This is a genomic window from Microbacterium lushaniae, from assembly GCF_008727775.1.
Lineage (GTDB): Bacteria > Actinomycetota > Actinomycetes > Actinomycetales > Microbacteriaceae > Microbacterium > Microbacterium lushaniae.
On record NZ_CP044232.1, the window covers coordinates 2454936 to 2479066 of the forward strand.

At 71.5% G+C, this 24131-nt stretch carries 21 protein-coding genes; 8 read left to right on the top strand and 13 right to left on the bottom strand.

Going from position 1 to position 24131, the window contains the following annotated elements:
* The first annotated feature begins 1 nt into the window (after nt 1).
* On the top strand, nt 2-943 hold the full coding sequence (locus F6J85_RS11745; protein WP_150925198.1) for a quinone oxidoreductase family protein: 942 nt from the start codon (nt 2-4) through the stop codon (nt 941-943).
* 33 nt (nt 944-976) lie between these two features.
* Here the strand turns inward: F6J85_RS11745 and mmsB are convergent, their stop codons facing one another.
* The 5 genes from mmsB to F6J85_RS11770 form a co-directional block, all read right to left on the bottom strand.
* Entirely contained in the window at nt 977-2209 is a 1233-nt protein-coding gene (gene mmsB / locus F6J85_RS11750) for a multiple monosaccharide ABC transporter permease (protein ID WP_150920531.1), read from the bottom strand.
* A 22-nt stretch (nt 2210-2231) separates the two neighbouring features.
* The gene (mmsA, locus tag F6J85_RS11755) at nt 2232-3758 is read right to left on the bottom strand and encodes a multiple monosaccharide ABC transporter ATP-binding protein (RefSeq protein WP_150920532.1); all 1527 of its coding nucleotides are present in this window, start codon (nt 3756-3758) and stop codon (nt 2232-2234) included.
* An 88-nt stretch (nt 3759-3846) separates the two neighbouring features.
* On the bottom strand, nt 3847-4965 hold the full coding sequence (gene chvE / locus F6J85_RS11760) for a multiple monosaccharide ABC transporter substrate-binding protein (RefSeq protein WP_150925200.1): 1119 nt from the start codon (nt 4963-4965) through the stop codon (nt 3847-3849).
* Nucleotides 4966-5035: 70 nt separating this feature from the next.
* Nucleotides 5036-5767, bottom strand: coding sequence for an L-ribulose-5-phosphate 4-epimerase (locus F6J85_RS11765; RefSeq protein WP_150925202.1), 732 nt, complete (start codon nt 5765-5767; stop codon nt 5036-5038).
* 117 nt (nt 5768-5884) lie between these two features.
* Entirely contained in the window at nt 5885-6904 is a 1020-nt protein-coding gene (locus tag F6J85_RS11770) for a LacI family DNA-binding transcriptional regulator (RefSeq protein WP_150925204.1), read from the bottom strand.
* 107 nt (nt 6905-7011) lie between these two features.
* On the opposite strand from F6J85_RS11770, the gene F6J85_RS11775 reads away from it, so the two are divergent.
* Entirely contained in the window at nt 7012-7566 is a 555-nt protein-coding gene (locus F6J85_RS11775; RefSeq protein WP_150925206.1) for a hypothetical protein, read from the top strand.
* On the opposite strand, the gene F6J85_RS11780 is transcribed toward F6J85_RS11775, so the two are convergent.
* Complete coding sequence (locus F6J85_RS11780; RefSeq protein WP_150925208.1) at nt 7550-8875, bottom strand: M20/M25/M40 family metallo-hydrolase; 1326 nt, start codon at nt 8873-8875, stop codon at nt 7550-7552. The genes F6J85_RS11775 and F6J85_RS11780 overlap by 17 nt on opposite strands.
* Before the next feature lie 35 nt (nt 8876-8910).
* On the opposite strand from F6J85_RS11780, the gene F6J85_RS11785 reads away from it, so the two are divergent.
* The 5 genes from F6J85_RS11785 (at nt 8911) to F6J85_RS11805 (ending at nt 14145) form a co-directional block, all read left to right on the top strand.
* Entirely contained in the window at nt 8911-9894 is a 984-nt protein-coding gene (locus F6J85_RS11785) for a Gfo/Idh/MocA family protein (RefSeq protein WP_150925210.1), read from the top strand.
* A gap of 17 nt (nt 9895-9911) precedes the next feature.
* On the top strand, nt 9912-10775 hold the full coding sequence (locus tag F6J85_RS11790; RefSeq protein WP_150925213.1) for an NYN domain-containing protein: 864 nt from the start codon (nt 9912-9914) through the stop codon (nt 10773-10775).
* A 293-nt stretch (nt 10776-11068) separates the two neighbouring features.
* Nucleotides 11069-12007 (top strand): substrate-binding domain-containing protein, encoded by a 939-nt coding sequence (locus F6J85_RS11795; protein ID WP_238706944.1) that lies wholly within the window; start codon nt 11069-11071, stop codon nt 12005-12007.
* Between the two features lie 75 nt (nt 12008-12082).
* Nucleotides 12083-12874 carry an ATP-binding cassette domain-containing protein gene (locus F6J85_RS11800; RefSeq protein WP_150925217.1) on the top strand — a complete coding sequence of 264 codons (792 nt, stop codon included), beginning with the start codon at nt 12083-12085 and terminating at the stop codon, nt 12872-12874.
* Complete coding sequence (locus tag F6J85_RS11805; RefSeq protein WP_150925219.1) at nt 12871-14145, top strand: sugar ABC transporter permease; 1275 nt, start codon at nt 12871-12873, stop codon at nt 14143-14145. The genes F6J85_RS11800 and F6J85_RS11805 overlap by 4 nt, the downstream gene beginning before the upstream one ends.
* 10 nt (nt 14146-14155) lie before the next feature.
* Here the strand turns inward: F6J85_RS11805 and F6J85_RS11810 are convergent, their stop codons facing one another.
* The 6 genes from F6J85_RS11810 to F6J85_RS11835 all read right to left on the bottom strand — a co-directional run bounded on the left by F6J85_RS11810 (nt 14156) and on the right by F6J85_RS11835 (nt 21452).
* Nucleotides 14156-14848 carry an NAD-dependent deacylase gene (locus F6J85_RS11810; RefSeq protein WP_150925221.1) on the bottom strand — a complete coding sequence of 231 codons (693 nt, stop codon included), beginning with the start codon at nt 14846-14848 and terminating at the stop codon, nt 14156-14158.
* Nucleotides 14848-15474, bottom strand: coding sequence for a hypothetical protein (locus F6J85_RS11815; RefSeq protein ID WP_150925223.1), 627 nt, complete (start codon nt 15472-15474; stop codon nt 14848-14850). Before F6J85_RS11815 ends, F6J85_RS11810 begins: the two co-directional genes overlap by 1 nt.
* Before the next feature lie 31 nt (nt 15475-15505).
* Nucleotides 15506-17029, bottom strand: coding sequence for an ATP-dependent DNA ligase (locus F6J85_RS11820; RefSeq protein ID WP_150925225.1), 1524 nt, complete (start codon nt 17027-17029; stop codon nt 15506-15508).
* Nucleotides 17030-17090: 61 nt separating this feature from the next.
* Nucleotides 17091-17855, bottom strand: a complete 765-nt coding sequence (locus tag F6J85_RS11825; protein ID WP_150925227.1) for an LLM class flavin-dependent oxidoreductase — start codon at nt 17853-17855, stop codon at nt 17091-17093.
* Between the two features lie 68 nt (nt 17856-17923).
* A complete protein-coding gene (locus F6J85_RS11830; RefSeq protein WP_150925229.1) occupies nt 17924-20482 on the bottom strand; it encodes an ATP-dependent Clp protease ATP-binding subunit in 2559 nt (852 codons plus the stop codon).
* A 67-nt stretch (nt 20483-20549) separates the two neighbouring features.
* The gene (locus F6J85_RS11835) at nt 20550-21452 is read right to left on the bottom strand and encodes a hypothetical protein (RefSeq protein ID WP_150925231.1); all 903 of its coding nucleotides are present in this window, start codon (nt 21450-21452) and stop codon (nt 20550-20552) included.
* Between the two features lie 68 nt (nt 21453-21520).
* Between F6J85_RS11835 and F6J85_RS11840 the strand changes: the two genes are divergently transcribed.
* The gene (locus tag F6J85_RS11840; RefSeq protein WP_150925233.1) at nt 21521-22291 is read left to right on the top strand and encodes an EI24 domain-containing protein; all 771 of its coding nucleotides are present in this window, start codon (nt 21521-21523) and stop codon (nt 22289-22291) included.
* On the opposite strand, the gene nhaA is transcribed toward F6J85_RS11840, so the two are convergent.
* The gene (gene nhaA, locus F6J85_RS11845; protein WP_238706945.1) at nt 22242-24077 is read right to left on the bottom strand and encodes a Na+/H+ antiporter NhaA; all 1836 of its coding nucleotides are present in this window, start codon (nt 24075-24077) and stop codon (nt 22242-22244) included. The two genes, F6J85_RS11840 and nhaA, sit on opposite strands and share 50 nt — an antisense overlap.
* Nucleotides 24078-24131 lie beyond the last annotated feature (54 nt).

The following is a 24131-nucleotide window of genomic DNA, read 5'->3' on the forward strand; positions in this document are numbered from 1 at the left end:
CATGCCGCGCGCCGTCGTCTACACCGAGTTCGGAGCACCCGAGGTGCTGCGGATGGTCGAGATCCCCTCGGGCCGTCCGGGCGCCGGGCAGCTGCGCATCCGCATCGAGGCCGCCGGGGTCAACCCGGTCGACGCGAAGCTGCGCTCCGGCCGCCGCGCCAGCCCGCCCATCGACGCGCCGCGCCGCGCCGGCGCCGACGGGGCCGGCGTCGTGCTCGAGGTCGGCGACGACGTCGACGGCTTCCGTCCCGGTCTGCCGGTCACCGTCTTCGACACACTCGGGACGTATGCCGACGAGGTCGTCGTGCCCGCCGCATCCGTCGTCCCCCGCCCACCCGCCGTCAGCGCGGTGCAGGCGGCGGCGCTGGGGGTTCCGGTCGGGACCGCCTACCAGTCGCTGCGGTCGCTCCGGGTGGGCCCGGGCGACACCCTCCTCGTGCACGGCGGCTCGGGCGCGGTGGGTCGCGCGGCCGTGCAGTACGCCGTGCTGTGGGGCGCCCGCGTCATCGCGACCTCCTCCGACCGGCGAGCGCCGGGCGTGCGGGAGCTGGGCGCGACGACCGTGCCCTACGGCGAGGGGCTGACCGAGCGCGTCCGGGATGCGGCGCCCGAGGGGATCACGGTGGCCTTGGACTGCGTCGGCACCGACGAGGCCGTCCAGACCTCACTGGACCTCGTCGCCGACCGCTCGCGCATCGTGACCCTCGTGCGCGGAGCCGAGGCCGACGAGCTCGGGATCCGGGCGTTCCGCGGCGGCAGCCCGCATCCGCTGACCGAGCGGGAGGCCGCGTGGCGGCGCGAGGCGATCCCCGTGACGCTGGGTCTCCTCGCCGCCGGCGCGTTCTCCGTCGAGCTCGGCCCGGCCCTGCCCCTCTCCGACGCCGCCGACGCGCAGCGCCTGGTGGCCCGCGGCACCGACGGCAAGATCATCCTCCTGCCCTGACCCGCTCGCCCCGCGCTGACGGGTTTCGGCGGCTCAGTTGCCGGAGCGGCGCTTGTTGTAGACGTCGAAGGCGACCGCCAGGAGCAGCACCAGACCCTTCACGGCCTGCTGCCAGTCGATGCCGATGCCCAGGATCGACATGCCGTTGTTGAGCACGCCGATGATGAGGCCACCGATGATGGCGCCGCCGATCGTGCCGACACCGCCCTGCACGGCCGCGCCGCCGATGAACGCCGCGGAGATGGCCTCGAGCTCGAACCCGTCACCGGCCTTCGGACCGGCGAGGTTCAGCCGGGCGGTGAAGATGAGGCCGGCCAGCGCCGCGAGGAAGCCCATGTTGACGAACAGCCAGAAGTCCACGCGGCGGGTCTTGATGCCCGACAGCTCCGCCGCGTGACGGTTGCCCCCGATCGCGTAGATGTGGCGGCCGAACACCGTGCGGTTCATGACGATGCCGTAGACCATCACGAGGGCTGCCAGCACGATGAGCGTCACCGGGATGCCCTTGTACGACGCGAGGGAGTAGGTGAAGAACCCGATCGCCGCGGCCACCAGCACGAGCTTGGCGATGACCCACACGAGGGGCTCGACCTCCTGGCCGTACTTCGCCCGGCCCGCGCGCGTGCGCAGCTGCTGGACGACCAGCGCGATGATCGCCACCGCCCCGATGGCCAGGGTGAACAGGTCTGGATCGGTCTCGCCGAACAAACCCGACAAGAACCCGTTGCCCAGGGCCCGGTACTCCGTCGGGAACGATCCGATGTTCGCGTTGCCGAGCACGACGAGGGCGAGTCCGCGGAAGATCAGCATGCCGGCGAGCGTCACGATGAACGCGGGTATCCCGACGTAGGCGATCCAGAACCCCTGCCACGCGCCGACGAGGGCGCCGATGAGGAGGGACAGCAGGATCGCGAGCCACCACGGCATGCCCATCTTCACCGCGAAAACGCCCGAGAGCGCGCCGACGAAGGCGGCGACCGATCCCACCGACAGGTCGATGTGGCCGGCGATGATCACCATGACCATGCCGATGGCCAGCACCAGGATGTACCCGTTCTGCACCACCAGGTTGGAGATGTTCTGCGGGCGCAGCAGGATGCCGTCGGTCAGGATCGCGAACAGCGCCACCACCGCGATCAGCGCGATGAAGATGCCGTTGCGACCGAGGTCGCTGAGCAGGTGCGTGAGCCACCGGGTGAACCGGTTGTCGGGCGGATCGACCTTCGCGCCGACGGCCTCGGTGGGGGTGCTGTTGGTGAGTGTCATTTCGCTTCTCCCGGAACGCCCGTCAGCGGGGGTTCTCCATGGTCATGAGCTTGAGGACGGATTCGGGCGTGGCCTCGTCGATGGGCAGCTCGCCGGTGATGCGCCCCTCCGACAGGGCGTACACGCGGTCGGAGATGCCGAGCAGTTCGGGCAGCTCGGAGGAGATCACGATGATGCCCTTCCCCTCGGCCGCCAGGCGGTTGATGATCGTGTAGATCTCGTACTTCGCCCCCACGTCGATGCCGCGCGTGGGTTCGTCCAGGATCAGCACGTCGGGGTCGGAGTAGATCCACTTCGACAGCACGACCTTCTGCTGGTTGCCGCCGGAGAGCTTGCCGGTCTTGGCCAGGACGCTGGGGGCCTTGATGTTCAGGTCGCGGCGGTACTCGTTCGCGACGCGGAACTCCTCGTTGTCGTTGACGAGCCCGGCCTTCTCCAGCTTGCGCAGCGACGCCATCGAGATGTTGCGCTTGATGTCCTCGATGAGGTTCAGTCCGTAGGTCTTGCGGTCCTCGGTGGCGTACGCGAGACCGTGGTCGATGGCTTCGGACACCGTGCGCGTCTTGATCTCCTTGCCGCGCATGAACACCCGGCCGGAGATGCGCGTGCCGTAGCTGCGGCCGAACAGGCTCATCGCGAACTCGGTGCGGCCGGCGCCCATGAGCCCGGCGATCCCCACGATCTCCCCCGCGCGCACGCTGAGCGAGACCCGGTCGACGATCACGCGCGCCGGGTCCTGCGGGTGGTGCGCCGTCCAGTCCTCCACGCGCAGCAGCTCCTCGCCGATCTGCGGTTCGTGGTCGGGGTAGCGGTGCTCGAGATCGCGGCCCACCATGTCTTTGATGATGCGGTCTTCGGTGACGTCGGCCTTCGAGATCGTCTCGATCGACTTGCCGTCGCGGAGGACGGTGACGCTGTCGGCGACGCGCTTGATCTCGTTGAGCTTGTGGCTGATGATGATCGAGGTCACGCCCTCCTCCTTGAGCTGGAGGATGAGCTCCAGCAGGTGGGCGGAGTCCTCGTCGTTCAAGGCGGCGGTCGGCTCGTCGAGGATGAGGAGCTTGACGTCTTTGGACAGCGCCTTGGCGATCTCCACGAGCTGCTGCTTGCCGACGCCGATCTGGCTGATCTTGGTCGTGGGGTTGTCGCGCAGCCCGACGCGTTTGAGCAGCTTCGCCGCTTCGAAGTTGGTCCTGTTCCAGTCGATGAGCCCGGCGCTGGTGCGCTCGTTGCCCAGGAAAATGTTCTCGGCGATCGACAGGTACGGGCTCAGCGCCAGCTCCTGGTGGATGATGACGATGCCCTTGGCCTCGCTGTCGCGGAGGCTCCGGAACTGCACCTCCTCGCCCGCGAACACGATCTCGCCGTCGTAGGTGCCGTGCGGGTACACGCCCGACAGCACCTTCATGAGCGTGGACTTGCCCGCGCCGTTCTCACCGCAGATCGCGTGGATCTCCCCCGCGCGCGCGGCGAGGGTGACATTCGCCAAGGCCTTCACGCCCGGGAAGGTCTTGGTGATGCCGCGCATCTCCAGGATGTTCTCTGACACGTCTCCGACTTCCTCGTGGATGGATGGTGCGAGCCGCGGCGGTGGGCGGGGACCGTGGACCCCGCCCACCGCCGGAGCGGCGCGGGCCTTACAGGCCGAGCTGCTCTGCGGTCCAGTAGCCGGTGTCCACCAGCGACTGCTCGACGTTGTCCTTGACGACCGGGACCGGCGACAGGAGATAGGACGGAACGACCTTCACGCCGTTGTCGTACTGCTCGGTGTCGTTGACCTCGGGCTCTTCGTCCTCGAGGACGGCGACCGCCATGTCGGCGGCGACCTTCGCGAGCTCGCGGGTGTCCTTGAAGATCGTCGCGTACTGCTCACCCGAGAGGATCGCCTTGACCGAGTCGACCTCGGCGTCCTGACCGGAGATGACGGGCCATTCCTCGCCGACGCTGTAGCCGGCGTCGGTGAGAGCGGAGATGATGCCGCGCGAGATGCCGTCGTACGGGGAGAGCACGGCGTCGACCTGCGTGCCGTCGGAGTAGCTCGCCGTGAGGATGTCCTCCATGCGGCTCTGGGCGGTCTCGCCGTCCCAGCGCAGCGTCGCCGCCTGATTGATGTCGGTCTGGCCGGACTGCACCACGAGAGTGCCGTCGTCGATGAGCGGCTCGAGCACGCTCATGGCGCCGTCCCAGAAGAAGACGGCGTTGTTGTCGTCGAGCGACCCGGCGAACAGCTCGATGTTGAACGGTCCGGCCGGCGCATCCGCGGCCGGCTCGCCTTCGAGGTCCGTCAGGCCGAGCCCCGCGAGCACCGACCACGCCTGCTGCTGCCCGACGAGGAAGTTGTCGAACGAGGCGTAGTAGTCGACGTTCTCGGAGTCGCGGATGAGGCGGTCGTAGGCGATCACCGGGATGTCGGCGTCGGCGGCGTTCTGCAGCACCTCCGACAGCGTGGTGCCGTCGATCGAGGCGACGATGAGCGCTTCCGCGCCCTTCGTGATCATGTTCTCGATCTGCGAGACCTGGGTGGGGATGTCGTCCTCGGCGTACTGCAGGTCGACGGTGAAGCCCTGCTCCTCGAGCGTCTCCTTGACGGCGTTGCCGTCCTGGATCCACCGCTCGGAGCTCTTGGTGGGCATCGCGACGCCGATGAGGCCGCCGTCGCCGCCGCTGTCGCCGCTGCCGCTGCCTCCGCCGCTGCAGGCCGAGAGCATGAGCGCGCCGGCGGCGATCGTTGCGAGAAGAACCTTCTTCGCCTTCACTGGGTGTCCTTTCGTGGGACTCGTGGGACGTCGTCGTCTTGTCGGACGCCGTCGTCTTGGTGTTCGGTGTTCAGTTGTGTGGCTGCTGGCCGTAAACGTTCTGGTAACGGTCGAAGAGGCTGTCGATGGCCTCCTGCGGGATGGGGAGGACCTCGCCGCCCTGCCGGGCGTAGTGGATGGTGCGGGCCACGTCTTCGAGCATCACGGCGGCCTTGACCGCATCCCGCGCGCTCGAGCCGATCGTGAACGGCCCGTGGTTCTGCATCAGGACCGCGCGCGAGCGATGACCGCGCAGGGTCTCGACGATGCCGCGGCCGATCGAGTCGTCGCCGATGATCGCGAAGGGACCGACGGGGATCGGACCACCGAACTCATCGGCCATCGCGGTGATCACGCACGGGATCTCCTCACCGCGCGCGGCCCACGCCGTGGCGAACGTCGAGTGCGTGTGCACGACCCCGCCGACCTCGGGCATGTTGCGGTACACGTACGCGTGCGCCGCGGTGTCACTCGAGGGCGATCGGTCGCTGCCGGGCGTTCCCGGGATCGCGGTGCCGTCCAGGTCGCACAGGATCATGTTCTCCGGGGCGAGCTCGTCGTACGACACCCCCGACGGCTTGATCACGAAGAGTTCGGCACCCGGCACACGGGCCGACACGTTGCCGCCGGTCCACACGACCAGGCCGTAGCGGACGAGCTCACCGTGCAGCGCTGCCACCTCGGCGCGTGCGCGTGCCACGGCCACTTCGGTGCGCGCACTCACGACGTACGCATCCTGGCCATCGGCGTGGGTCGTGCTCATTCCGTCGGACTCCTTCGTCTACCGTCGAACGGCCATGTGACCGTTCACATCGAGAAACTATAGCCATACCTACGGCGGGCGGGGCCAGAACCGTCGATCTCATTCCGATAACGGCGGTCAGAGCGCGACGGCACGCCCCGTGGAGGCGCGCACGATGAGCTCCGGCTCGATCGCCGCGCTCACCGGCTCCGCGGCGGGGTCGGCCGCCCCCAGCAGCAGATCGACGCAGCGACGGCCCAGTTCACCGAAATCCTGCCGGACGGTCGTGAGGGGCGGCGCAAAATGGGCGGCCTCGGGGATGTCGTCGAACCCCACGATGCTGATGTCGCCGGGAACGTCGAGCCCCGCATCCCGCACGGCGTGCAGGAGCCCCAGCGCCATCTGATCGTTGGAGGAGAAGATCGCCGTGAAATCACGCACCCGCAGCAGCTCGCGGCCGGCGTAGTAGCCGAAGTCCGCGGTCCAGTCGCCCAGGATCGGCGCCGTCGTGGGGAGGTCCTGCGCCGACATCTCCTCGAGGAACCCCCGCATCCGCGCTTCGGCCTCGACCCAGTCCTGCGGGCCGGCCAGGTGATAGATCTCGCGGTGGCCGAGTTCGATCAGGTGCCGCGTGGCCAGGCGCGCCCCGGCGATCTGGTCCACCGACAGGGCGTGGCCGGGGTCCAGCCCGGTGGACTGCAGCGTCACGTAGGGCACGTCCAGCTGCTGCGCGGCGATCGCCCGGATGACCCGCACCTGCGGCGCGATGACGACGAGCCCTTCGATCGACTGGGCCGTCAGGTGCCGGAGACCCTGCGCGATCGAGTCGGGCTGGCGCGCGTCGATGTTGACCGTGCTGACCCAGTATCCCCGCGCCCGCGCGGCGGCCTCGATGGCGGCGATGCTGGAGGCGGGGCCGTACTGCGTGCTGGAGGCGGCGAGGATCCCGATCGTCTGGGACCGCGCCGTCACGAGCGCACGAGCCGCGCGATTGGGGCTGTACTGCAGGCGCGCCATCACCTCGAGCACGCGGGCGCGGGTCTCGGGGCGGATGCTGGGGTGGTTGTTCAGCACGCGCGACACGGTCTGGTGCGACACGTCGGCCAAGCGCGCGACGTCGCGGATGCTGGGGCGGCGCCCACTCGCGTCCTCGCTCATACCGTCCCCTCCGGCACCGACTCGATGTGACGGGATGTGACAGTCACACGACTTGAAACGTTCGGGGGGATTCTGTCACACGCTTGTCACATGCCTACACTGTGCGCGTGTCCGACTTCGCGCGCCACCTTCCGCTGAGTCAGCGCGGTCAGGGCGACGACCCGTCCGTGACGGCCGACCGGCGCGGTGCGCTCGCCGATGTCGTCGACCGCGCCGCCGACCTCCTCGCCGACGCGCCGGACGCCCCTCCCGGCCTCGCCGCCGCGTTCCTGGACGTCGCAGGTCTTCGGGCGGAGGCGACAGGACCGGCTGCCGACGGCACGATGCCGCTGCGGGAGGTCGCACAGCGCGTCCGCGCCGGTCGCCGGCGCAGCATCCGCGCTCTGGCCGCCGGTGTGAAGGCGCTCCTGCTGCTCGCGCGCGACCTGTCCGCCGACGCCGGGGTGGATCCGTTCATCGCGGGCGCGGCCGCGCTGTACGCGTCGGCGGCTGCTCCCGCCGACCGGCGCGCAGCGGTGCGCGGGCACACCGTCCGGGCCACGGATGCCCCGTGGACCTTCGGCTCCGGTCCGCCGCTGGAGGCCACCTCCGCCCAGATCGCGGCGTTCCTCCTCGGGGTCTCGGATGAACCGCCGCGACGGCCCGCTACCGGGCGAGGATGAGTTCGCGGTAGAAGCCGATGCCGCGCAGCCACACCGCCACGCCGATGCGCTCGTCCGCGGCGTGCAGGGCGTCGCGTTCGGAGCGCGAGAGGCGGAAGGGTGTGAAGCGGTAGACGGCGCCGGTGAGCCCGGTGAACCAGCGGCTGTCGCTGGCACCCAGCTGCACGTACGGCAGCGGGACGACCTCTTCGCCGAGCGTCGCCACGACCGTGCGGGCGAGCCGCTGCCAGGCCTCCCCGCGCCAGGGCGACACCGGCGAGGGCTCGGAGCCGTCCTCCACCGCGATCTCCACGAGGGGATCGGCGATCGCGCGGCGCAGGTGCCGCTCGGCGGCCCCGATGCTGTCACCGGTCAGCAGACGCACGTTGACCCAGGCCCGGGCCGTCGTGGCCAGGACATTGCGCCCCGACGCACCGGCGAGCTCGGTCGCGACGGCGGTCGTGCGCACGAGCGCGTTGGTCTCGGGGCCGAGCGCGGCGAGCACGCGCGTGAGCACGGGGGCAAGCGCGCCGGCGGAGGAGAAGATGCTCCGCAGGGGCTGGGCGACGTGCGGTGCGGCGGTGGCCAGCAGCGCCCGCACCGGCGGTGCCAGGCGCACGGGGAAGGGGCGACGGCGGATGCGGTCGATCGCGCGGGCCAGGCGCGCGGTGGCGGGCATGCGGGGCGGGGTGGAGGCGTGGCCGCCGGCTTCGCGGGCCGTCAGCACGAACGTGGCGGTGCCGCGCTCGGCGACCCCGATCATGGCGGCCGGAGCCGAAAGCCCGGGGAGCACGTCCGTCACGACCGCGCCGCCTTCATCCAGCACGAGCCCGGGGGTCACGGCGCGCTCGCGCAGGAGCGCCGCGATGGCCTGCGCGCCCGTCCCGTGCGTCTCCTCGTCGTGACCGAAGGCGAGATACACGTCGCGCGGCGGGGTCGCCCCCTCACCCAGCAGCGCCTCGACCGCCTCGAGGATCGCCACCAGGGCGCCCTTGTCATCGATCGCGCCGCGCGCGTGGATGGCCGCATCCTCCCCCTCGCCGACGATGTCGGCGTCGAAGGGGGCGTGGCGCCACTCCCCCGGCACGACCGGCACGACGTCCTGGTGCGCCATGAGCACGAGCGGGTCGGTCGAGGTCTCCCCCGGCCAGCGGTACAGCAGGGCGCCGTCGCCGACCACCTCCCGCTCGAGCCGCGCGTGCACGAGCGGGTACAGGCGCTCCAGCGCCGCGCGGAAGCGCGCGAAGCCGTCGGGATCGATCCGCGTGGCGTCGGCGTAGGAGATCGTGGGGATGCGCAGCAACTCGCGGAAGCGGTCGGTCGGGCTCACGCGACGAGCCTACGGCGGTCGATACGCTCGGGGGCATGAGCAGACTTCGCTGGGGGATCCTCGCCACAGGCGGCATCGCCCATTCCTTCACGCGTGAACTCCAGGCCGCCGGGCACACGGTCACGGCGGTCGGATCCCGGCGGACGGAGTCGGCGGAGGCCTTCGCCCGGGAATTCGGGCTGCCGCGCGCGCACGGATCGTACGAGGACCTCGTCTCCGATCCCGACGTCGACATCGTCTACGTCGCGACGCCGCATCCGGCCCACGCCGAGAATGCGCTGCTCGCGCTGGACCACGGCAAGCACGTGCTGGTGGAGAAGCCCTTCACCCTCACCGGCGACGAGGCCGAGCTCATCCGCGAACGGGCCGCGGAGCGCGGTCTCGTGGCGCTGGAGGCGATGTGGACCCGGTTCCTGCCGCACATGGCCCGCATCCGCGAGATCGTCGCGGCCGGCACGCTGGGCGAGATCCGCACCGTGTCCGCCGAGCACACCCAGAAGCTCCCCACCGACCCCGCTCACCGCCTGAACGACCTCGCGCTGGGCGGGGGCGCGCTGCTGGACCTGGGGATCTACCCGGTGTCGTTCGTGCACGACATCCTGGGGCCGCCCGTGACGATCACCGCGCGCGCGCGGTTCGCCGACACCGGCGCCGACACCGAGGTCGCGACGATCTTCACGCACGCGTCCGGAGCGATCTCCACGACGCTGTCCTCCTCCCGCGGGGCGGGACCGAACCGGGCGAGCATCGTCGGCACCGAGGCCCGCATCGACATCGATCGCGTGTGGTACACGGCCACCTCGTTCCAGGTGGTCGCGCCAGACGGCACCGTGCGGGAGCGGTACGACAATCGCGTCGAGGGGGGCGGCAAGCAGTTCCAGGCGCAGTACGCCGAAGACCTCGTCGCATCCGGCCGGCTCAGCGGCGACGTTCTGCCGCCGGCGGAGTCGGTGGAGATCATGCGCACCCTCGACGCGGTACGCCGACACATCGGTCTGCGGTATCCGGGCGAGCACTGACCCGGCAGACTGGAACCATGCCCGATTCTCACACCGCCCGCGTTGCCGTCTACCTCGACTTCGACAACATCGTGATGTCCTGGTACGACCGGGTGCACGGGCGCAACGCCTATTCGCGCGACCGCTCGCGCATCGCCGACAAGCCCACCGATCCGGAGATCGCCGAGCGACTGAGTCAGGCCACCATCGATGTGGGCGCGATCATCGACTACGCCGCGTCCTTCGGGACCCTCGTGCTCACGCGCGCCTACGCCGACTGGTCGGCGCCGGTCAACGCCGAGTACCGCACGCAGCTCGTGGCGCGCGCCGTCGACCTCGTGCAGCTGTTCCCCGCCGCCGCGTACGCCAAGAACGGCGCCGACATCCGCCTCGCCGTCGACACGGTGGAGGACATGTTCCGCCTGCCCGACCTCACGCACGTGGTGATCGTGGCGGGCGACTCCGACTACGTCCCGCTCGCGCAGCGCTGCAAGCGCCTCGGCCGCTATGTCGTGGGCGTCGGCGTCGCCGGTTCCACCGCCAAGTCGCTCGCGGCGGCGTGCGACCGCTTCGACGCGTACGACTCCCTCCCCGGCGTGGTGCGCGAGCCCACGGCGAAGAAGGATGCGGCCCCCAGCCGGCCGCGGGCGCGCAAGCGCTCGAGCGACCCCGCCGTGAACCTCCTCGAGCGGGCCCTGCAGCTGGAGCAGGAGCGTGCCGAGGGCGATTGGGTGCACGCATCCGCCGTCAAGGACCTCATGAAGCGGCTGGACCCCGCCTTCAGCGAGAAGGCCCTCGGATTCCGCGGCTTCTCCGACTTCGTCAAGGCGCATCCGGCCGTCGTGGAAGTGGACGAGGCCTCGCACGTGGTGCTCGTCCGGGCCGTTCCGCGCCCCTCCTGACGCGGGCGACCTCGGGCAGGAACGCCCGGCCCGGTGGAAGTGGTTACCGAAACGTGACCTTCCACTCGTGCGCTCGCCCCGCCACGCGAGCATCATGGGTGCACCGCGCACGGGGCCGTGCGTGGAACGAGGTGAGACCTCACACCGACGAAGGGTGAGAAATGAACCGACGCTCCTTGTCCGCCGTGGTAGCGCTCTCAGGAGCTGCGGCGGTCCTGCTCGCAGGCTGTTCCGGATCCGGGGGCGGCGGCTCCTCGGAGGGGGGCGGCGGAGAGGCGGCCGATCGGGCGTGCGTGATCCTCCCCGACGCGGTGTCGTCGCCGCGGTGGGAGAACTTCGACCGCAAGTACCTCCAGGAGGGTCTGGAGGAGGCCGGGTTCGACGTCGACATCCAGAACGCGCAGGGCGACACCAACAAGTACTCCACCATCGCCGACCAGCAGCTCACGCAGGGTTGCGGCGTCATGCTGCTCGCCGACTTCCAGGGCGCTGCCGAAGCCGTCGCCGCCAAGGCCACCGCGGAGGGCATCCCCGTCATCGCGTACGACCGCCCGTTCGAGGGCGCCGACTACTACGTCTCCTTCGACAACGTCGAAGTGGGTCGCCTGGAGGGGCAGGCGGTGCTCGACGGGCTGGAGGCTGCGGGCAAGGACCCGGCCAGCGCCGTCGTGGTCTACATGGGCGGCGACCCCAGCGACGGCAACGCCGCGATGTTCAAGGAGGGTGCCGTGGAGGTCATGGAGGGCGCAGGCATCACCGCGGCTGCCGAGCCGCCCGGAATCTGGGACCAGGCGAAATCGCAGACCAACTTCGAGCAGGCGCTGACCTCGCTCGGCGGACAGGTCGACGGGGTGTGGGCGGCCAACGACACCAACGCCGCCGGCGTCATCAAGGTCCTGCAGAACAACAACCTCACCGGTGTGGCGGTCTCGGGTCAGGACGCCAACGTCGCGGGGCTGCAGAACATCCTCCTGGGGTGGCAGACGGCCACCGTGTACAAGCCGGTCAAGGAGGAGGCCGACGCCGCCGTGGAAGTGGCCGTCGCCCTCCTCAACGGCGAGACGCCCGAGGCCGACCAGGAGCTCGAGGACGGCACGCCCTACATCGCGGTGACGCCGCAGCTGGTCGGACCCGAAGAGGTCATCACGGTCATCGAGGCGGGTGATGCGGACGCGGCGGAGGTGTGCACCGGCGACGTGGCCGCCAAGTGCGCCGAGTACGGCATCCAATAGCGCCGGGTTGCGGGCGCCGCGTCGGTTCCGGCGCGGCGCCCCCTTTTCGGTCCGGCACAGCGCAGGGAAGCGGCAATGACTGACCCGATCATCGAACTCATCGGCGTGAAGAAGTCCTTCGGCCCCGTCAGCGTCCTCAAGGGGGTGGATCTGCAGGTCTTCCCCGGCACCGTCACCGCCCTCGTGGGCGACAACGGCGCCGGCAAGTCGACCCTCATCAAAGGACTCGCGGGCGTGCAGCCCTACGACGAGGGCGAGGTGCGCATAGACGGCGCGCATCGCGATCTGCACACCCCGAGGGATGCGGCGGCGCTGGGCATCGAGGTCGTCTACCAGGACCTCGCCCTGTGCGACAACCTCGACATCGTGCAGAACATGTTCCTCGGGCGCGAGGAGCTGTCCACCGGCACCCTCGACGAGGGGCGGATGGAGCGGGAGGCGTCGGACACCCTGCGCTCACTGTCGGTGCGCACGGTGAGATCCGTGCGGCAGAAGGTGTCGTCCCTCTCCGGCGGACAGCGACAGACGGTCGCCATCGCGCGGGCCGTGCTGAAGAAGGCGCGCGTGGTGATCCTGGACGAGCCGACCGCAGCCCTGGGCGTCGCCCAGACCGAGCAGGTGCTGCATCTGGTGGAGCGGCTGGCCCAGCAGGGGGTGGCCGTCGTGCTGATCAGCCACAACCTCACCGACGTGTTCGCCGTCGCCGACGACATCGCCGTGCTCTACCTCGGCCAGCTCGTGGCCCAGGTGCGCGCGCAGGACACCACGCGCGACGACGTCGTGGGCTACATCACCGGCACCAAGACCCTCACCGGCGCTCCCCTGCTGACCACCGACACCATCCCCACCGAGGGAGACCCGGCATGACGAACGTCGCCCGCACGAACGCATCGCCGGATCCGCTGGCGACCGACCTCATCGGCAGTGGCGTGGAGGGGGGCCTGCGCGAGCAGGTGGTGGCGTGGTGGCAGCGCGTCCGCTCCGGCGACATGGGCGCCCTTCCCGCCATCGGCGGGCTGGTCGTGCTGACCCTGCTGTTCTCGACGCTGAGCCCCTTCTTCCTCACCGAACGCAACTTCGCCAACCTGCTCAACCAGGCCGCCACGCTCGTGATGCTGGGGATGGCACTGGTGTTCGTCCTGCTCCTGGGCGAGATCGACCTGTCGGCGGGGGTCACCGGCGGCGTCGCGATGGCCCTGTTCGTCGTGCTCAACACGCAGTTCGGCATCGACTGGCCCATCGCGCTCCTCGTCGGATTCGCGGTGGGCTTGATCACGGGAGCGCTCATCGGCTTCTTCGTCGCGCGCGTGGGGATCCCCTCGTTCGTCGTGACCCTCGGCCTCTTCCTCGGTTATCAGGGGCTCGCCCTCGTCATCATCGGCGACGGCGGGCTGTACCGCGTGCAGGTGCCCGAGCTCCTCGCGCTGCAGAACGGCAACCTGCCGGTGTGGGGCGGCTGGGCGATGCTTGCGGTCATGCTCGCCGTCTCGGCGGGCACGTCGTTCTGGGATCGGGCGCGGCGCACCAAGGCGGGCGTTCCCAACCGGGCGATGTCGCTCGTGTGGATCAAGCTCGCCGTCATCGCCGTGATCGGCGGCGTCTTCGTGTACATCCTCAACCAGGACCGCGGCCAGTCCGTCGTCGCGGTGCAGGGGGTGCCCCTCATCGTGCCGGTGACGCTCGCGATCCTGTGGCTGGGCACGTTCGTCCTGGATCGCACGCGCTTCGGCCGTTACATCTACGCCATCGGCGGCAACGCCGAGGCGGCGCGGCGCTCGGGGGTCAAGGTGCGCTGGGTGAAGTGGTGGGCGTTCGTGATCTGCTCCACCCTCGCCGTGGCATCCGCCCTCTTCAGCGTCTCGCGCGTGGGATCCGTCGACGCCACGGTGGGCCGCGACATCGTGCTCAGCGGGGTGGCTGCCGCCGTCGTGGGGGGTGTGAGCCTGTTCGGCGGCCGGGGGCGCCTCATCCACGCGGCCATCGGCGCGCTCGTGATCGCGTGCATCACCAACGGGCTGGGCCTGCTCAACCTGCCGGCCGGCATCAACCTGCTCGTCACCGGCGGCGTGCTGATCCTCGCCGCCACCGTCGACGCCGTGTCGCGGCTGCGGGCCGGCGGGTCGTTCCTGAGGAGCTGACCCGCGGCCCTCACGCCCCGGCGAGGACCTCGTCCACCCACGCGGGGACGACGGCGGTCGCCGGCCCGGCCCGGACGTCGTCGAAAGGGAGCACGGGGTCGCTGGGCGCGAGGTTCAGTTCGACCGTGCGCGCGCCGTGCGCCGCGGCGAGCGCGGCGTATCCGGCCGCGGGATACACCTCCCCCGACGTGCCCACCGAGACGAAGACGTCGCACGCGCTCACCGCGTCGTCGATGCGGTCCAGGCCGTACGGCATCTCGCCGAACCACACCACGTCCGGCCGCAGCGCACGCGCACCGCAGTGCGGGCACTCCGGACGGTTCCGCAGGTCGCCGGTCCAGGGCGTGCGGGCCAGGCACCGGGTGCACAGCGCCCGGAACAGCTCGCCGTGCATGTGCACGAGACGCCGCGTGCCGGCCCGCTCGTGCAGGTCGTCGACGTTCTGCGTCACCACGAGCACTCCGTCGCCCAGCGCCTCCTCCAGACGGGCGAGCGCGTGGTGGGCGGCGTTGGGGAGAGCGGATGCGGCGATGCGGCGCCGCTCGTCGTAGAAGGCCAGCACGGTGTCGGGGTCGCGGGCGAACCCCTCCGGCGTGGCCACGTCGGCGACGGAGTGCCCCTCCCACAGCCCGCCGGCGTCGCGGAACGTGGCCAGGCCGCTCTCGGCGGAGATGCCGGCGCCGGTGAGGACGACGATGCGCATCAGTGCCGCGTGTCCGGGGCCACGTGGGCGAGCACGCGCGGCCACACCGCCGTGAGCCCGAGCCGGCCGTCGAGGGCACCGGCGGCCTCACGGCTGAGCACGTCGGCCCGGGCGTGCGGCAGCCGTTCGGCGTACCACTGCGCCGCGTCTGCGGGGGCGGCCTCATCCGCGGAGTCGTTGACGACGAGGGTGTCGGCGGCCACCCGTGCGAGGGCCTGCGAGACGAGGTCGCGGGCGAGGCCGGTCTCCGGCAGCGGCGCCGCGACCAGCGCCAGCCGGTCGGCGCGCTCGCCCAGGGCCGCCGCGAGCGCGACGGCGAACAGGGCGGCGGCGCGCTCCCCGACGACGCCGACGGGCCCGTCCGGCACCTCCTCGCGCAGCAGCGCGAGGACCTCCGCCGCCGTCGAACCGGCGGGCGTCTCGCCGCCGAAGGTCGGCGGGTCGTCGAGCTCGGGCGCGTCGACGGCGATGAGCAGCAGACGCACGTGATGCTCGGCCGTCACCAGCGGAGCGGGGTCGATCGTGGCGATGGGTCCGCTGCGCACCACGAGCACGCACCGGGGGGCGGCCAGTGCCCCCGCGCTGCGGTACTCGATACCGAACGCCGGTCCTTGCGCGCGCGTCATGGCGCCATCCTGGCACGCAGCCGACGAGGCGTCAGCCCCGCAGCATCCCGCGCAGCCGCTGGATCGTGTCGGCGTCGGCGGCACGCTTGTCGGGTCGGTACGCCTTCACGCGTGCGAAGCGCAGCGCGACCCCGCCGGGGTACCGGGGGGAGCGCTGCACGCCGTCGATGGCGATCTCCACGACGGTGACGGGGGCGACGTGGACGGTGCCGGCGGTGCGCCGGGTCTGGATGGCCGGGAAGTGCTCCGTCTGCCAGCGCAGCAGGTCGTCGGTGAGACCCTTGAAGGTCTTGCCGACCATGACGAAGCCCCCGGCCTCGCCGAACTCGCCGTCGGGGTCGTACGCGCCCAGGTGCAGGTTCGACAACCATCCCGCCCGGCGCCCGGATCCCTCCTCCACCGCCAGGACGACGAGGTCGAAGGTGTGCACCGGCTTGATCTTCAGCCATGCCGTGCCGCGCCTGCCCGCGACGTAGGGCGCGGCGAGGTCCTTCACCATGACGCCCTCGTGCCCGGCGTCCAGCGCGGCGCCGGCGAAAGCCTCCGCCTCGCCGGGGTCGTCCGTCGTGATCGCCGGCACCCGCCACGCGCCGGCGACTCGCTCGAGCTCCTGCTGACGCAGTGCCAGCGGCTCGTCGAGCACGTCGCGGCCGTCCACGTGCAGCACATCGAAGAACCAGGGGCGCAGCGCGATCCGGCGTGCCGTCTCGGCGCCGAAGCGCGCCATGGTGTCTTGGAACGCCCGTGGCGCCCCGCTCTCATCGAGCGAGAGGGTCTCCCCATCGAGGATGAGCTCGGTCGCCGGCAGCCCGCGGACCACCTCGACGATCTCCGGCACGCGCGCGGTGACCTCGGCGAGGCTGCGGGTGAACACGCGGACCTCGTCGCCGCGACGGTGCACCTGGATGCGTGCGCCGTCGAGTTTGTATTCGACCGATGAGGTGCCGGTGGCCGTGACCGCCTCACCCGCGGTCGCCGCGGTGGCCGCGAGCATGGGGAGCACCGGCCGCCCGACGACCAGCCCGACCTCGCCGAGCGCGGCCGGCGGCTCCGTGAGAGCGATCCGGGCCGTCTCGCCCAGGTCGCCGGAGAGCATCGCGGCCCGGCGGACCACGGCGGGCTCGCGGTGCGCCGCCCGCGCGATCGCCTCCAGGAGCACTCCCTCCAGCGCTCCGGTGCGCAGCTCGCCCATCATGACGCGGGCGAGCAGATCCCATTCGCCCGGCGTCGTCCGCCGGGCGAGGGAGCCGAGCACCTCACCGCGGCGGGCCGCCGACCCCGCGCCGACGGTCTCGGCCAGCGCGGTGAACGCCGCATCCACGTCGCGCACCGTGACCGTGGCGGCGGGGGCGGATCCGGCCGGCAGGCCCGACAGGGTGCGCCACCCCACGCCCAGGCGTCCCTGCCGCGGCGAGGCCGTGAGCAGGCCCACGGCGGGCACGATCTCGTCCGCCTCGAGCCGGGCCAGCAACCCGGCGAGTGCGTCGGTCTTCGCCGACCGGGCGCGCGTGGCCGCGACGGCGGTGACGGTGTCCACGACGTCGGCGAGCAGCATCCCGGCATTCTCGCACCGGGCGGCGACAACGGCCCGGCCTTGCGCTTCCTCCCGCTGCGGGTCAGGCGCCGGGGGCGGTGGCGGCGACGAAAGCGAGGTAGGCCTCGAGATCGTCGGTGGGCGTGACCGCCCGCAGCACGACCTCGTCGGCGGCGCGCTCGTAGGCGGGCAGGCCTTCAGCCAGCGCGGCGGAGTCTGCGAAGGCCGTGGCCATCGCCGACACACCCATGCGGGCGAAGTTCGCGGCGTAGTTGGGGAACTTCGCGTACCGCCCGGCCTCCTCCTCCAGCCGCGAGCGGGCGGCGGGGTCCACCGCCGTGCGGACGTAGACGGCGACGGATGCGCCCGCCGCGACCGTGTGCGCCGCGGCCGCCTGTGCGGCCGCGGTGTCCGCCGTCACCCAGTTCAGGAGGATCCCGTCCGATCTCTCGGCGCCCAGGCGCCGCATCCGCGGGCCGAGCGCACCCACCACGATGCGTGCGTCGACGCGGGCACGCAGGACGTCGACGGCGTCGGACACGCGGGCGAGCGCCCCCTCGCGTGCGGACCCGGAGCCGATGCCGAGCACGAGACGCTCGGGCGGCAGACCGGCCGCCTCGACCTCTTCGGCGATCGCCGTGGCAGGCCGGCGATCGACGGGGATCACGCCGGTGGCCAGCGTCAGCTGGGATGTCGTCCGTGCTGCGGCGGCGAGACCGGCCAGCGCGTCGCCCCCCGGGGTGTCGTTGACCCACAGGGTCGCGAAACCGGCATCCTCGACGGCCGGGGCGAGGCGGGCGAGCAGGTCGGGTCCGAGCGATCCGGCGACACCGAGGGAGACCGTCATGGCCTCCACCCTGCCACGAAACGACGGAACGCCTCCCGAGCGGACTCGGGAGGCGTTCCGGATCGCGATTACGCGGCCGCGGCCAGCACCGGACGGTCGGCGCGCACCGACAGTTCGCCGTCGGCGGCATCCACCGTGACGGCTCCCCCGTCGGCGAGAGCGCCGGTCACGAACAGATCCGCGATGCGGTCGTCCACCTCGCGCTGGATCAGGCGGCGAAGCGGGCGGGCGCCGTACTCCGGCTCGTAGCCGTGCTCGGCGAGCCAGTCCGCCGCGGCCCCGGTGACCTCCAGCGTGATCTCGCGCTTGGCCAGGCGACCCTCGGTGGCCCCCAGCATGAGACGCACGATCTGGCGCAGCTGCGGCAGGTCGAGCTTGCGGAACAGCACGATCTCATCGATCCGGTTGAGGAACTCCGGTCGCATCGCCTCGCGGAGCTTCCCCATCACGCGGTCGCGCAGGTCCTTCTCCGAGCCGAACCCGGTGGACCCGCCGCCGTCGGCGATGAATCCGATCGCTCCGGAGCGCGACGCGAGGAACTCGCTGCCGAGGTTCGACGTCATGACGACCACCGTGTTGCGGAAGTCGACCGTGCGGCCCTGACCGTCGGTCAGACGCCCGTCGTCGAGCACCTGCAGCAGCAGGTTGAACACGTCGGGGTGCGCCTTCTCGATCTCGTCGAACAGGACGATCGAGTAGGGGTTGCGCCGCACGCGCTCGGTCAGCTGCCCGGCCTCGTCGTAGCCGACGTATCCGGGAGGAGCCCCCACCAGGCGCGAGACGGTGTGACGCTCGCCGAACTCGCTCATGTCGAAGCGGACGACCGCCGTCTCGTCGTCGAACAGCGAGGCGGCCAGGGCCTTGGCCAGCTCGGTCTTGCCGACGCCGGTCGGGCCGAGGAACAGGAACGATCCCACCGGCCGGCGGGGGTCGCCCATTCCGGTGCGGTTGCGCCGCACCGACTTCGCCACGGCGGCGACGGCGTCGTCCTGGCCGATCACCCGGCCGTGCAGTTCGTCCTCGAGTGCGGCCAGACGCTCGCGCTCGCTCTCGGTCAGCCGGTTCACCGGGATGCCGGTGGCCCGGCTGATGACGGCGGCGATCTCCGGCTCGTCCACGACGGCGGCATCCGATCCGGTGCTGCCGGCGGAGGTGGCCGCCTCGATCCGCTCCTGCACCTTGACGATCTCGTCGCGGATGCGCGAGGCCTCCTCGTAGTGCTCGGCCGAGACGGCGGCGTTCTTGTCGGCTTCCAGCGTCGCCAGGCGCTCCATGAGCGCCGACACGTCGACCTTGACTCCCAGGCGCAGCCGCAGGCGCGCACCGGCCTGGTCGATCAGGTCGATCGCCTTGTCCGGCAGCACGCGCTCGGTCAGGTACCGGTCGCCCAGTTCCACCGCGGCACGCAGCGCCTCGTCGGTGTAGACGACGCCGTGGTGCTCCTGGTACGCGGGGCGCAGGCCCCGCAGGATCTCCACCGCATCCTCGATCGAGGGCTCGCCCACACGGACGGGCTGGAAGCGGCGCTCCAGCGCCGGGTCCTTCTCGATCGTGCGGTATTCCTTCAGCGTCGTGGCACCCACCAGGTGCAGGTCGCCGCGCGCCAGGCGCGGCTTGAGGATGTTGCCCGCATCCATGCCGCCCTCGCCGGCGCCGCCGGCCCCGACGACGGTGTGCACCTCGTCGATGAAGAGGATCAGCTCGCCCTTGAGAGCGGCGACCTCCCCCATCGTCTGGGTGAGGCGCTCCTCGAAGTCGCCGCGGTAGCGGGTTCCGGCGAGCATCGCGGGGAGGTCGAGCGCGATGACGCGCTTGCCGACCAGCTGCTCGGGCACGTCGCCGGCGACGATGGCGGATGCGAGTCCTTCGATGATGGCGGTCTTGCCGACGCCGGCCTCGCCGACCAGCACGGGGTTGTTCTTCGTGCGGCGGCTGAGGATCTCGATCGTCTGCTCGATCTCTTCGCGGCGCCCGATCACGGGGTCGAGCTCTCCCGCCGCGGCACGCGCGGTCAGGTCGGTGCCGAACTTGTCGAGGTTCGGCGTCTGGCTCTCCCCTGCCGTCTCGGGCGCGGCCTGGGTCCCGGCCCCGGCGGTCACCGGCTCCCGGACGCCCTGCGTGAGGGCCTCGGCGGTGACACCGGCCTGGGCGAGAACCTGCCCGGCGGGCGCATCCTGGGCCAGCACGAGGGCGAAGAACAGGTGCTCGGGGTCGACATAGGTGGAGCCGGCCGAGCGAGCGACCTGGAACGCGTGGAACAGCGCGCGCTGAACCGACGGCGTGATGACCGCGCCCTCGACCCCGGCGGGGGCGGATGCGGCGGGCAGGCGCTCTTCGGTGGCCTTGGCGATCGCGGCGGGGTCGGCGCCGATGCGGGTCACGGCCTCGCGCACGGGGGCGTCGTCGATGAGGACGCGCAGCATGTGCAGCGCGTCGAGCTCCCGCTGGCCGCGCTCCAGGGCGAAGCGTCCGGCCTCCTGGAGCAGCGCCTGCGTGCGCGCGCTCAGGAACCTGCTGAGGTCGATCGAGCGCTCGGCGCGGGCGCGCTCACCGGCGAGATACCGCGCCAGGAACTCGTCGAACGAGCTCGCGCCGTCGCCGGCGCTGGGGGTGAAGTCTTCGGGCATTCCCGTCTCCTGTGATACTTGAGTCGTGCGCTATCAAGTTTCGGACTTGAGCGCGGTGATATCAAGTTCAACGCTCCGTCGTCGCCGGTATTCCCGGTGCGCTGCGAAGGGCGGGATCGGCCGCATCCCAGAACTCGACCGTCTGCGCCACCCAGAACACCGCGAACAGGCCCAGCGCCACCGCTTCTGCGGTGAAGATGAGCGGGAAGCCGGTGAGGGCGATCAGATCCACGCCGCGGTCGCGAAGTGCGAGCACGACGCCCAGCAGCAGCAGGGTCGACAGGATCCCCACCGCAGTGACGGCGTAGACCGCTCGCAGGATGCGCCGCCCCCGCGCCGAGTCGGCGACCGGGCGGATCGCGGCGACGGCGGCGACGACGGTGACCAGCGTGAAGAATCCGAGCGTCGCGGCATCATGCCCGCGGCGGAGGAAGGTCTCGGGAGAGAGCACCCACCACGTGGCCGCCGCGGCCACCAGCACCGCCGCGGCGAGGATGGTGACGCCCGCTCCCCGGGTGAAGGTGCGCTGCGCCCGCGCCAGCGCCGCGGCCGCCACGACCCCGACGACGCCCACGACCGTGAGCGTCAGCATCCCGTTCGCGACCTCCGGAACGGCCGCCGCGGGGACGCACGGCGTCATCGCCGGGCAGTTCGGATCCATCCCGGGCACGTCCCCGGCCATGACCGGCGCGGGCACGAACGCGATGACGGGGGCGAGCACCGCCGCCAGGTCCAGCAGCGCCTGCTCGAGACTGCGGCCCGACAGGGCCAGCAGTGCCAGGCTCACCGCGCACAGCGCGCCCACGAAGACGTTGCGGGCGGGGGTGTAGTACGACGCGCTGAGCGAGGCCAGGGGGCCGCCCCCGACGACCTGAGCACCCACGCCCACGGCGACCAGCAGCACGACCGCCACGAGTGAGACGCGCACGTAACGGTAGGTCCGTTGCGTCGAGGTGGTCCGCAGCTGCATCCGGCGCTCCTGTCCGACGGGGCCCCATCATGTCACCGACGAGCGACGGTTCTGGGAGACTTGCGCGCATGCGGGAATTCATGCGCGGGGCGGGCACGCTGGGTCGCGGGTTCGGGATGTGGCGGCGGATCCCCGGCGCGATGGCGCTGGGGCTCGTGCCCGCCGCGATCGTGGCGCTGCTGATGCTCGCCGGGCTCATCGCACTGGGGATGGCGCTGCCGCAATTGGTCGTCACGCTCACTCCCTTCGCGGAAGGATGGCCGGAGTTCTGGGCGGGGGCCGTGCGCCTCGTGCTGGGCGTGGCCACGTTCGGCGGGGCGCTCTTCCTGGCCGCGTCGACCACCACTGCGCTGACCCTCACCCTGGGCGAACCGTTCTACGACCGCATCTGGCGCGCCGTGGAGCGCGACGTGACCGGATCCATCCCCGAAGCCGGCTACGGCTTCTGGCGCGCCGCCGGCGATGCACTGTCGCTGTTCCTCCGGGGTGTCGGCGTCGCGCTCCTGGCGTGGCTGGTGGGGTTGGTCCCGGTGGTGGGCGGGGTCGCCGGCGCCGCACTCGGCGTGGCCCTGACCGGCCGCCTGCTGGCGGACGAGCTCAGCTCCCGCGCCCTCACCGCGCGGGGCATCGGCCCCGCCGAGCGCAAGCGCCTCCTGCGCACCTCCCGCGCGCGTGCCCTCGGATTCGGCGTCGCGACGCAGCTGTGCTTCCTGATCCCCTTCGGCGCGATCGCCGTGATGCCCGCAGCCGTGGCCGGGGCCACGCTGCTGGCCCAGGATGTGCTGCGCGTCAGCGCGGTGCCGGGGCCCCCCGTGCGCCCGACTGCAGCGCCCGGATGAGCGTCGCGGAGTCGTACGGCCCGACGTGCCGGTACCCGTTGACGAAGAACGACGGCGTGGAGTTCAGGTCCATGATCTCCGCATCCAGCCGGTCGTCCTGAATGTGGCGCAGCACGCGCGCCGATGCGAAGTCGTCGGCGAAGCGGTCGGGATCCAGCCCCAGCATCTCGGCGTAGCGGAACAGGTCATCGCGCTCGAGGTGGCCCTGATGCGCGAACAGCTTGGTCGCCATCTGGAGGAACTGCCCCTGTATGGCCGCCGCCTCCGCGGCCTGAGCGGCCTCCTGCGCGTGCGGGTGGACGTGATCCAGCGGCAGATGACGCCACACCCAGCGGACGTCGGCGCCGAAGTGCTCGCGCACCGCGTCCACCGAGCCGGTCGCGCGGCTGCAGAAGGGGCACTCGAAATCGCCGTACTCGACGATCTCGTACGGCGCGGCCATGCTGCCTTTGACGTGGTCGCGCGTAGGGTCCACCGGTCGGGCCAGCCGCGCTCCGATCGCCTGCGGAGGGCTGAGGCGGTCGCCGATCGCCAGGATCGCCCATCCCAGGAAGAAGGCCAGCACGGATGCGGCCAGCACGGCCACGCGCGCGATGTCCTGCGTCTCGGGGTCGCTGATGGCGATGGGGACGAGGAAGAGGGAGATGGTGAATCCGATCCCCGACAGCGCCGCCCCGCCCGCGATGCGGTGAAGACTCAGGCCCGGTGCGAGCTGCCCCCGCCCGACGGCGCACACCAGCCAGGTCGCGCCGAAGATGCCGAGGGATTTGCCCACGATGAGCCCCGCGAGGATCCCCCATGCGACGGGCGAGGCGAGGGCGTCGGCCAGGGTCGCGCCGGTGATGTGGACCCCCGCGTTGGCCACCGCGAAGATCGGAAGCACCACGTAGAGGATGTAGGGACGCCACGCGTCCTGCACGCGGTCGTTGATCGAGAAGGATTCCCGGAGGCTCCGTGAGACGGCCGCCGCGTACCGGGGGTTCGGCGACTCGCGGAAGGCCTGCGCCTGCTCTGCGGCACGTTCCACCTCCGGGCGACGCGGCGGGAAGACGGGGATGAGGAGGGCGACGGCCACCCCGGCGAGGGTGGGATGGATGCCGGCGAGGTACACCGCCACCCACAGCGCCGCCCCGAGCAGGACGTACGCCGGCGGACGCAGCGGCGCCGGCAGGAACCGCACGACGGCGAGCAGCCCGATGAGCACGACCGCGACCACGAACGGCCAGATGTCCAGGCCGTCGTTGTAGAACAGCCCGATCGCCAGGAGCGCCCCGATGTCATCGACCACGGCGAGGGTGAGGAGGAACGTCCGCAGCCGCGCGGAGAACCTCGGCCCGATGATGGCCAGCGCACCCAGGAGGAACGCCGTGTCGGTGGAGATGACCACCCCCCACGCATCCGGCTCGCCGTCGCCGAGGTTGACCAGGAGGAAGATCAGCGCGGGCAGGATCAGCCCCGCGGCGGCGGCGGTGATCGGCACGAGGGCGCGGGAGCGGTCGGTCAGCTCGCCGACGGCGAACTCGTGCTTCACCTCGAGCCCGACGAGGAAGAAGAACAGCGTCATGAGGCCTTCGTTGACGAAGGCGTGCAGGGTGAAGGTGATCGCGGTGTCGCCGGCACCGAGGGTGAGCGGCAGCTCCCACGTGCCGTCGTAGGACCCGCCCGGGATGTTCGCCCACGCCAACGCGACCGCGACGCCGAGCAGCATGAGGGCGGCCGACAGCCGGTCGCCGCGCAGGGCCTTCTTCTTGTGCGGACCGGGCCGCTGCCGCTGGACGGTGGTCACCGCACCATCCTGCCGCGGCCTCGGCGTCTTGTCTCCTGTTCGCGTGGGGAACGG

Bases quoted from the DNA above. Each gene is read 5' to 3' on its own strand.
- F6J85_RS11765 (WP_150925202.1), bottom strand. From the start codon at position 5,767: ATGAGCACGACCCACGCCGATGGCCAGGATGCGTACGTCGTGAGTGCG.
- F6J85_RS11820 (WP_150925225.1), bottom strand. From the start codon at position 17,029: ATGCTGCTCGCCGACGTCGTGGACACCGTCACCGCCGTCGCGGCCACG.
- F6J85_RS11805 (WP_150925219.1), top strand. From the start codon at position 12,871: ATGACGAACGTCGCCCGCACGAACGCATCGCCGGATCCGCTGGCGACC.
- F6J85_RS11800 (WP_150925217.1), top strand. From the start codon at position 12,083: ATGACTGACCCGATCATCGAACTCATCGGCGTGAAGAAGTCCTTCGGC.
- F6J85_RS11745 (WP_150925198.1), top strand. From the start codon at position 2: ATGCCGCGCGCCGTCGTCTACACCGAGTTCGGAGCACCCGAGGTGCTG.
- F6J85_RS11830 (WP_150925229.1), bottom strand. From the start codon at position 20,482: ATGCCCGAAGACTTCACCCCCAGCGCCGGCGACGGCGCGAGCTCGTTC.
- F6J85_RS11815 (WP_150925223.1), bottom strand. From the start codon at position 15,474: ATGACGCGCGCGCAAGGACCGGCGTTCGGTATCGAGTACCGCAGCGCG.
- F6J85_RS11835 (WP_150925231.1), bottom strand. From the start codon at position 21,452: ATGCAGCTGCGGACCACCTCGACGCAACGGACCTACCGTTACGTGCGC.
- F6J85_RS11810 (WP_150925221.1), bottom strand. From the start codon at position 14,848: ATGCGCATCGTCGTCCTCACCGGCGCCGGCATCTCCGCCGAGAGCGGC.
- F6J85_RS11825 (WP_150925227.1), bottom strand. From the start codon at position 17,855: ATGACGGTCTCCCTCGGTGTCGCCGGATCGCTCGGACCCGACCTGCTC.
- F6J85_RS11770 (WP_150925204.1), bottom strand. From the start codon at position 6,904: ATGAGCGAGGACGCGAGTGGGCGCCGCCCCAGCATCCGCGACGTCGCG.
- F6J85_RS11840 (WP_150925233.1), top strand. From the start codon at position 21,521: ATGCGGGAATTCATGCGCGGGGCGGGCACGCTGGGTCGCGGGTTCGGG.
- F6J85_RS11785 (WP_150925210.1), top strand. From the start codon at position 8,911: ATGAGCAGACTTCGCTGGGGGATCCTCGCCACAGGCGGCATCGCCCAT.
- mmsB (WP_150920531.1), bottom strand. From the start codon at position 2,209: ATGACACTCACCAACAGCACCCCCACCGAGGCCGTCGGCGCGAAGGTC.
- F6J85_RS11790 (WP_150925213.1), top strand. From the start codon at position 9,912: ATGCCCGATTCTCACACCGCCCGCGTTGCCGTCTACCTCGACTTCGAC.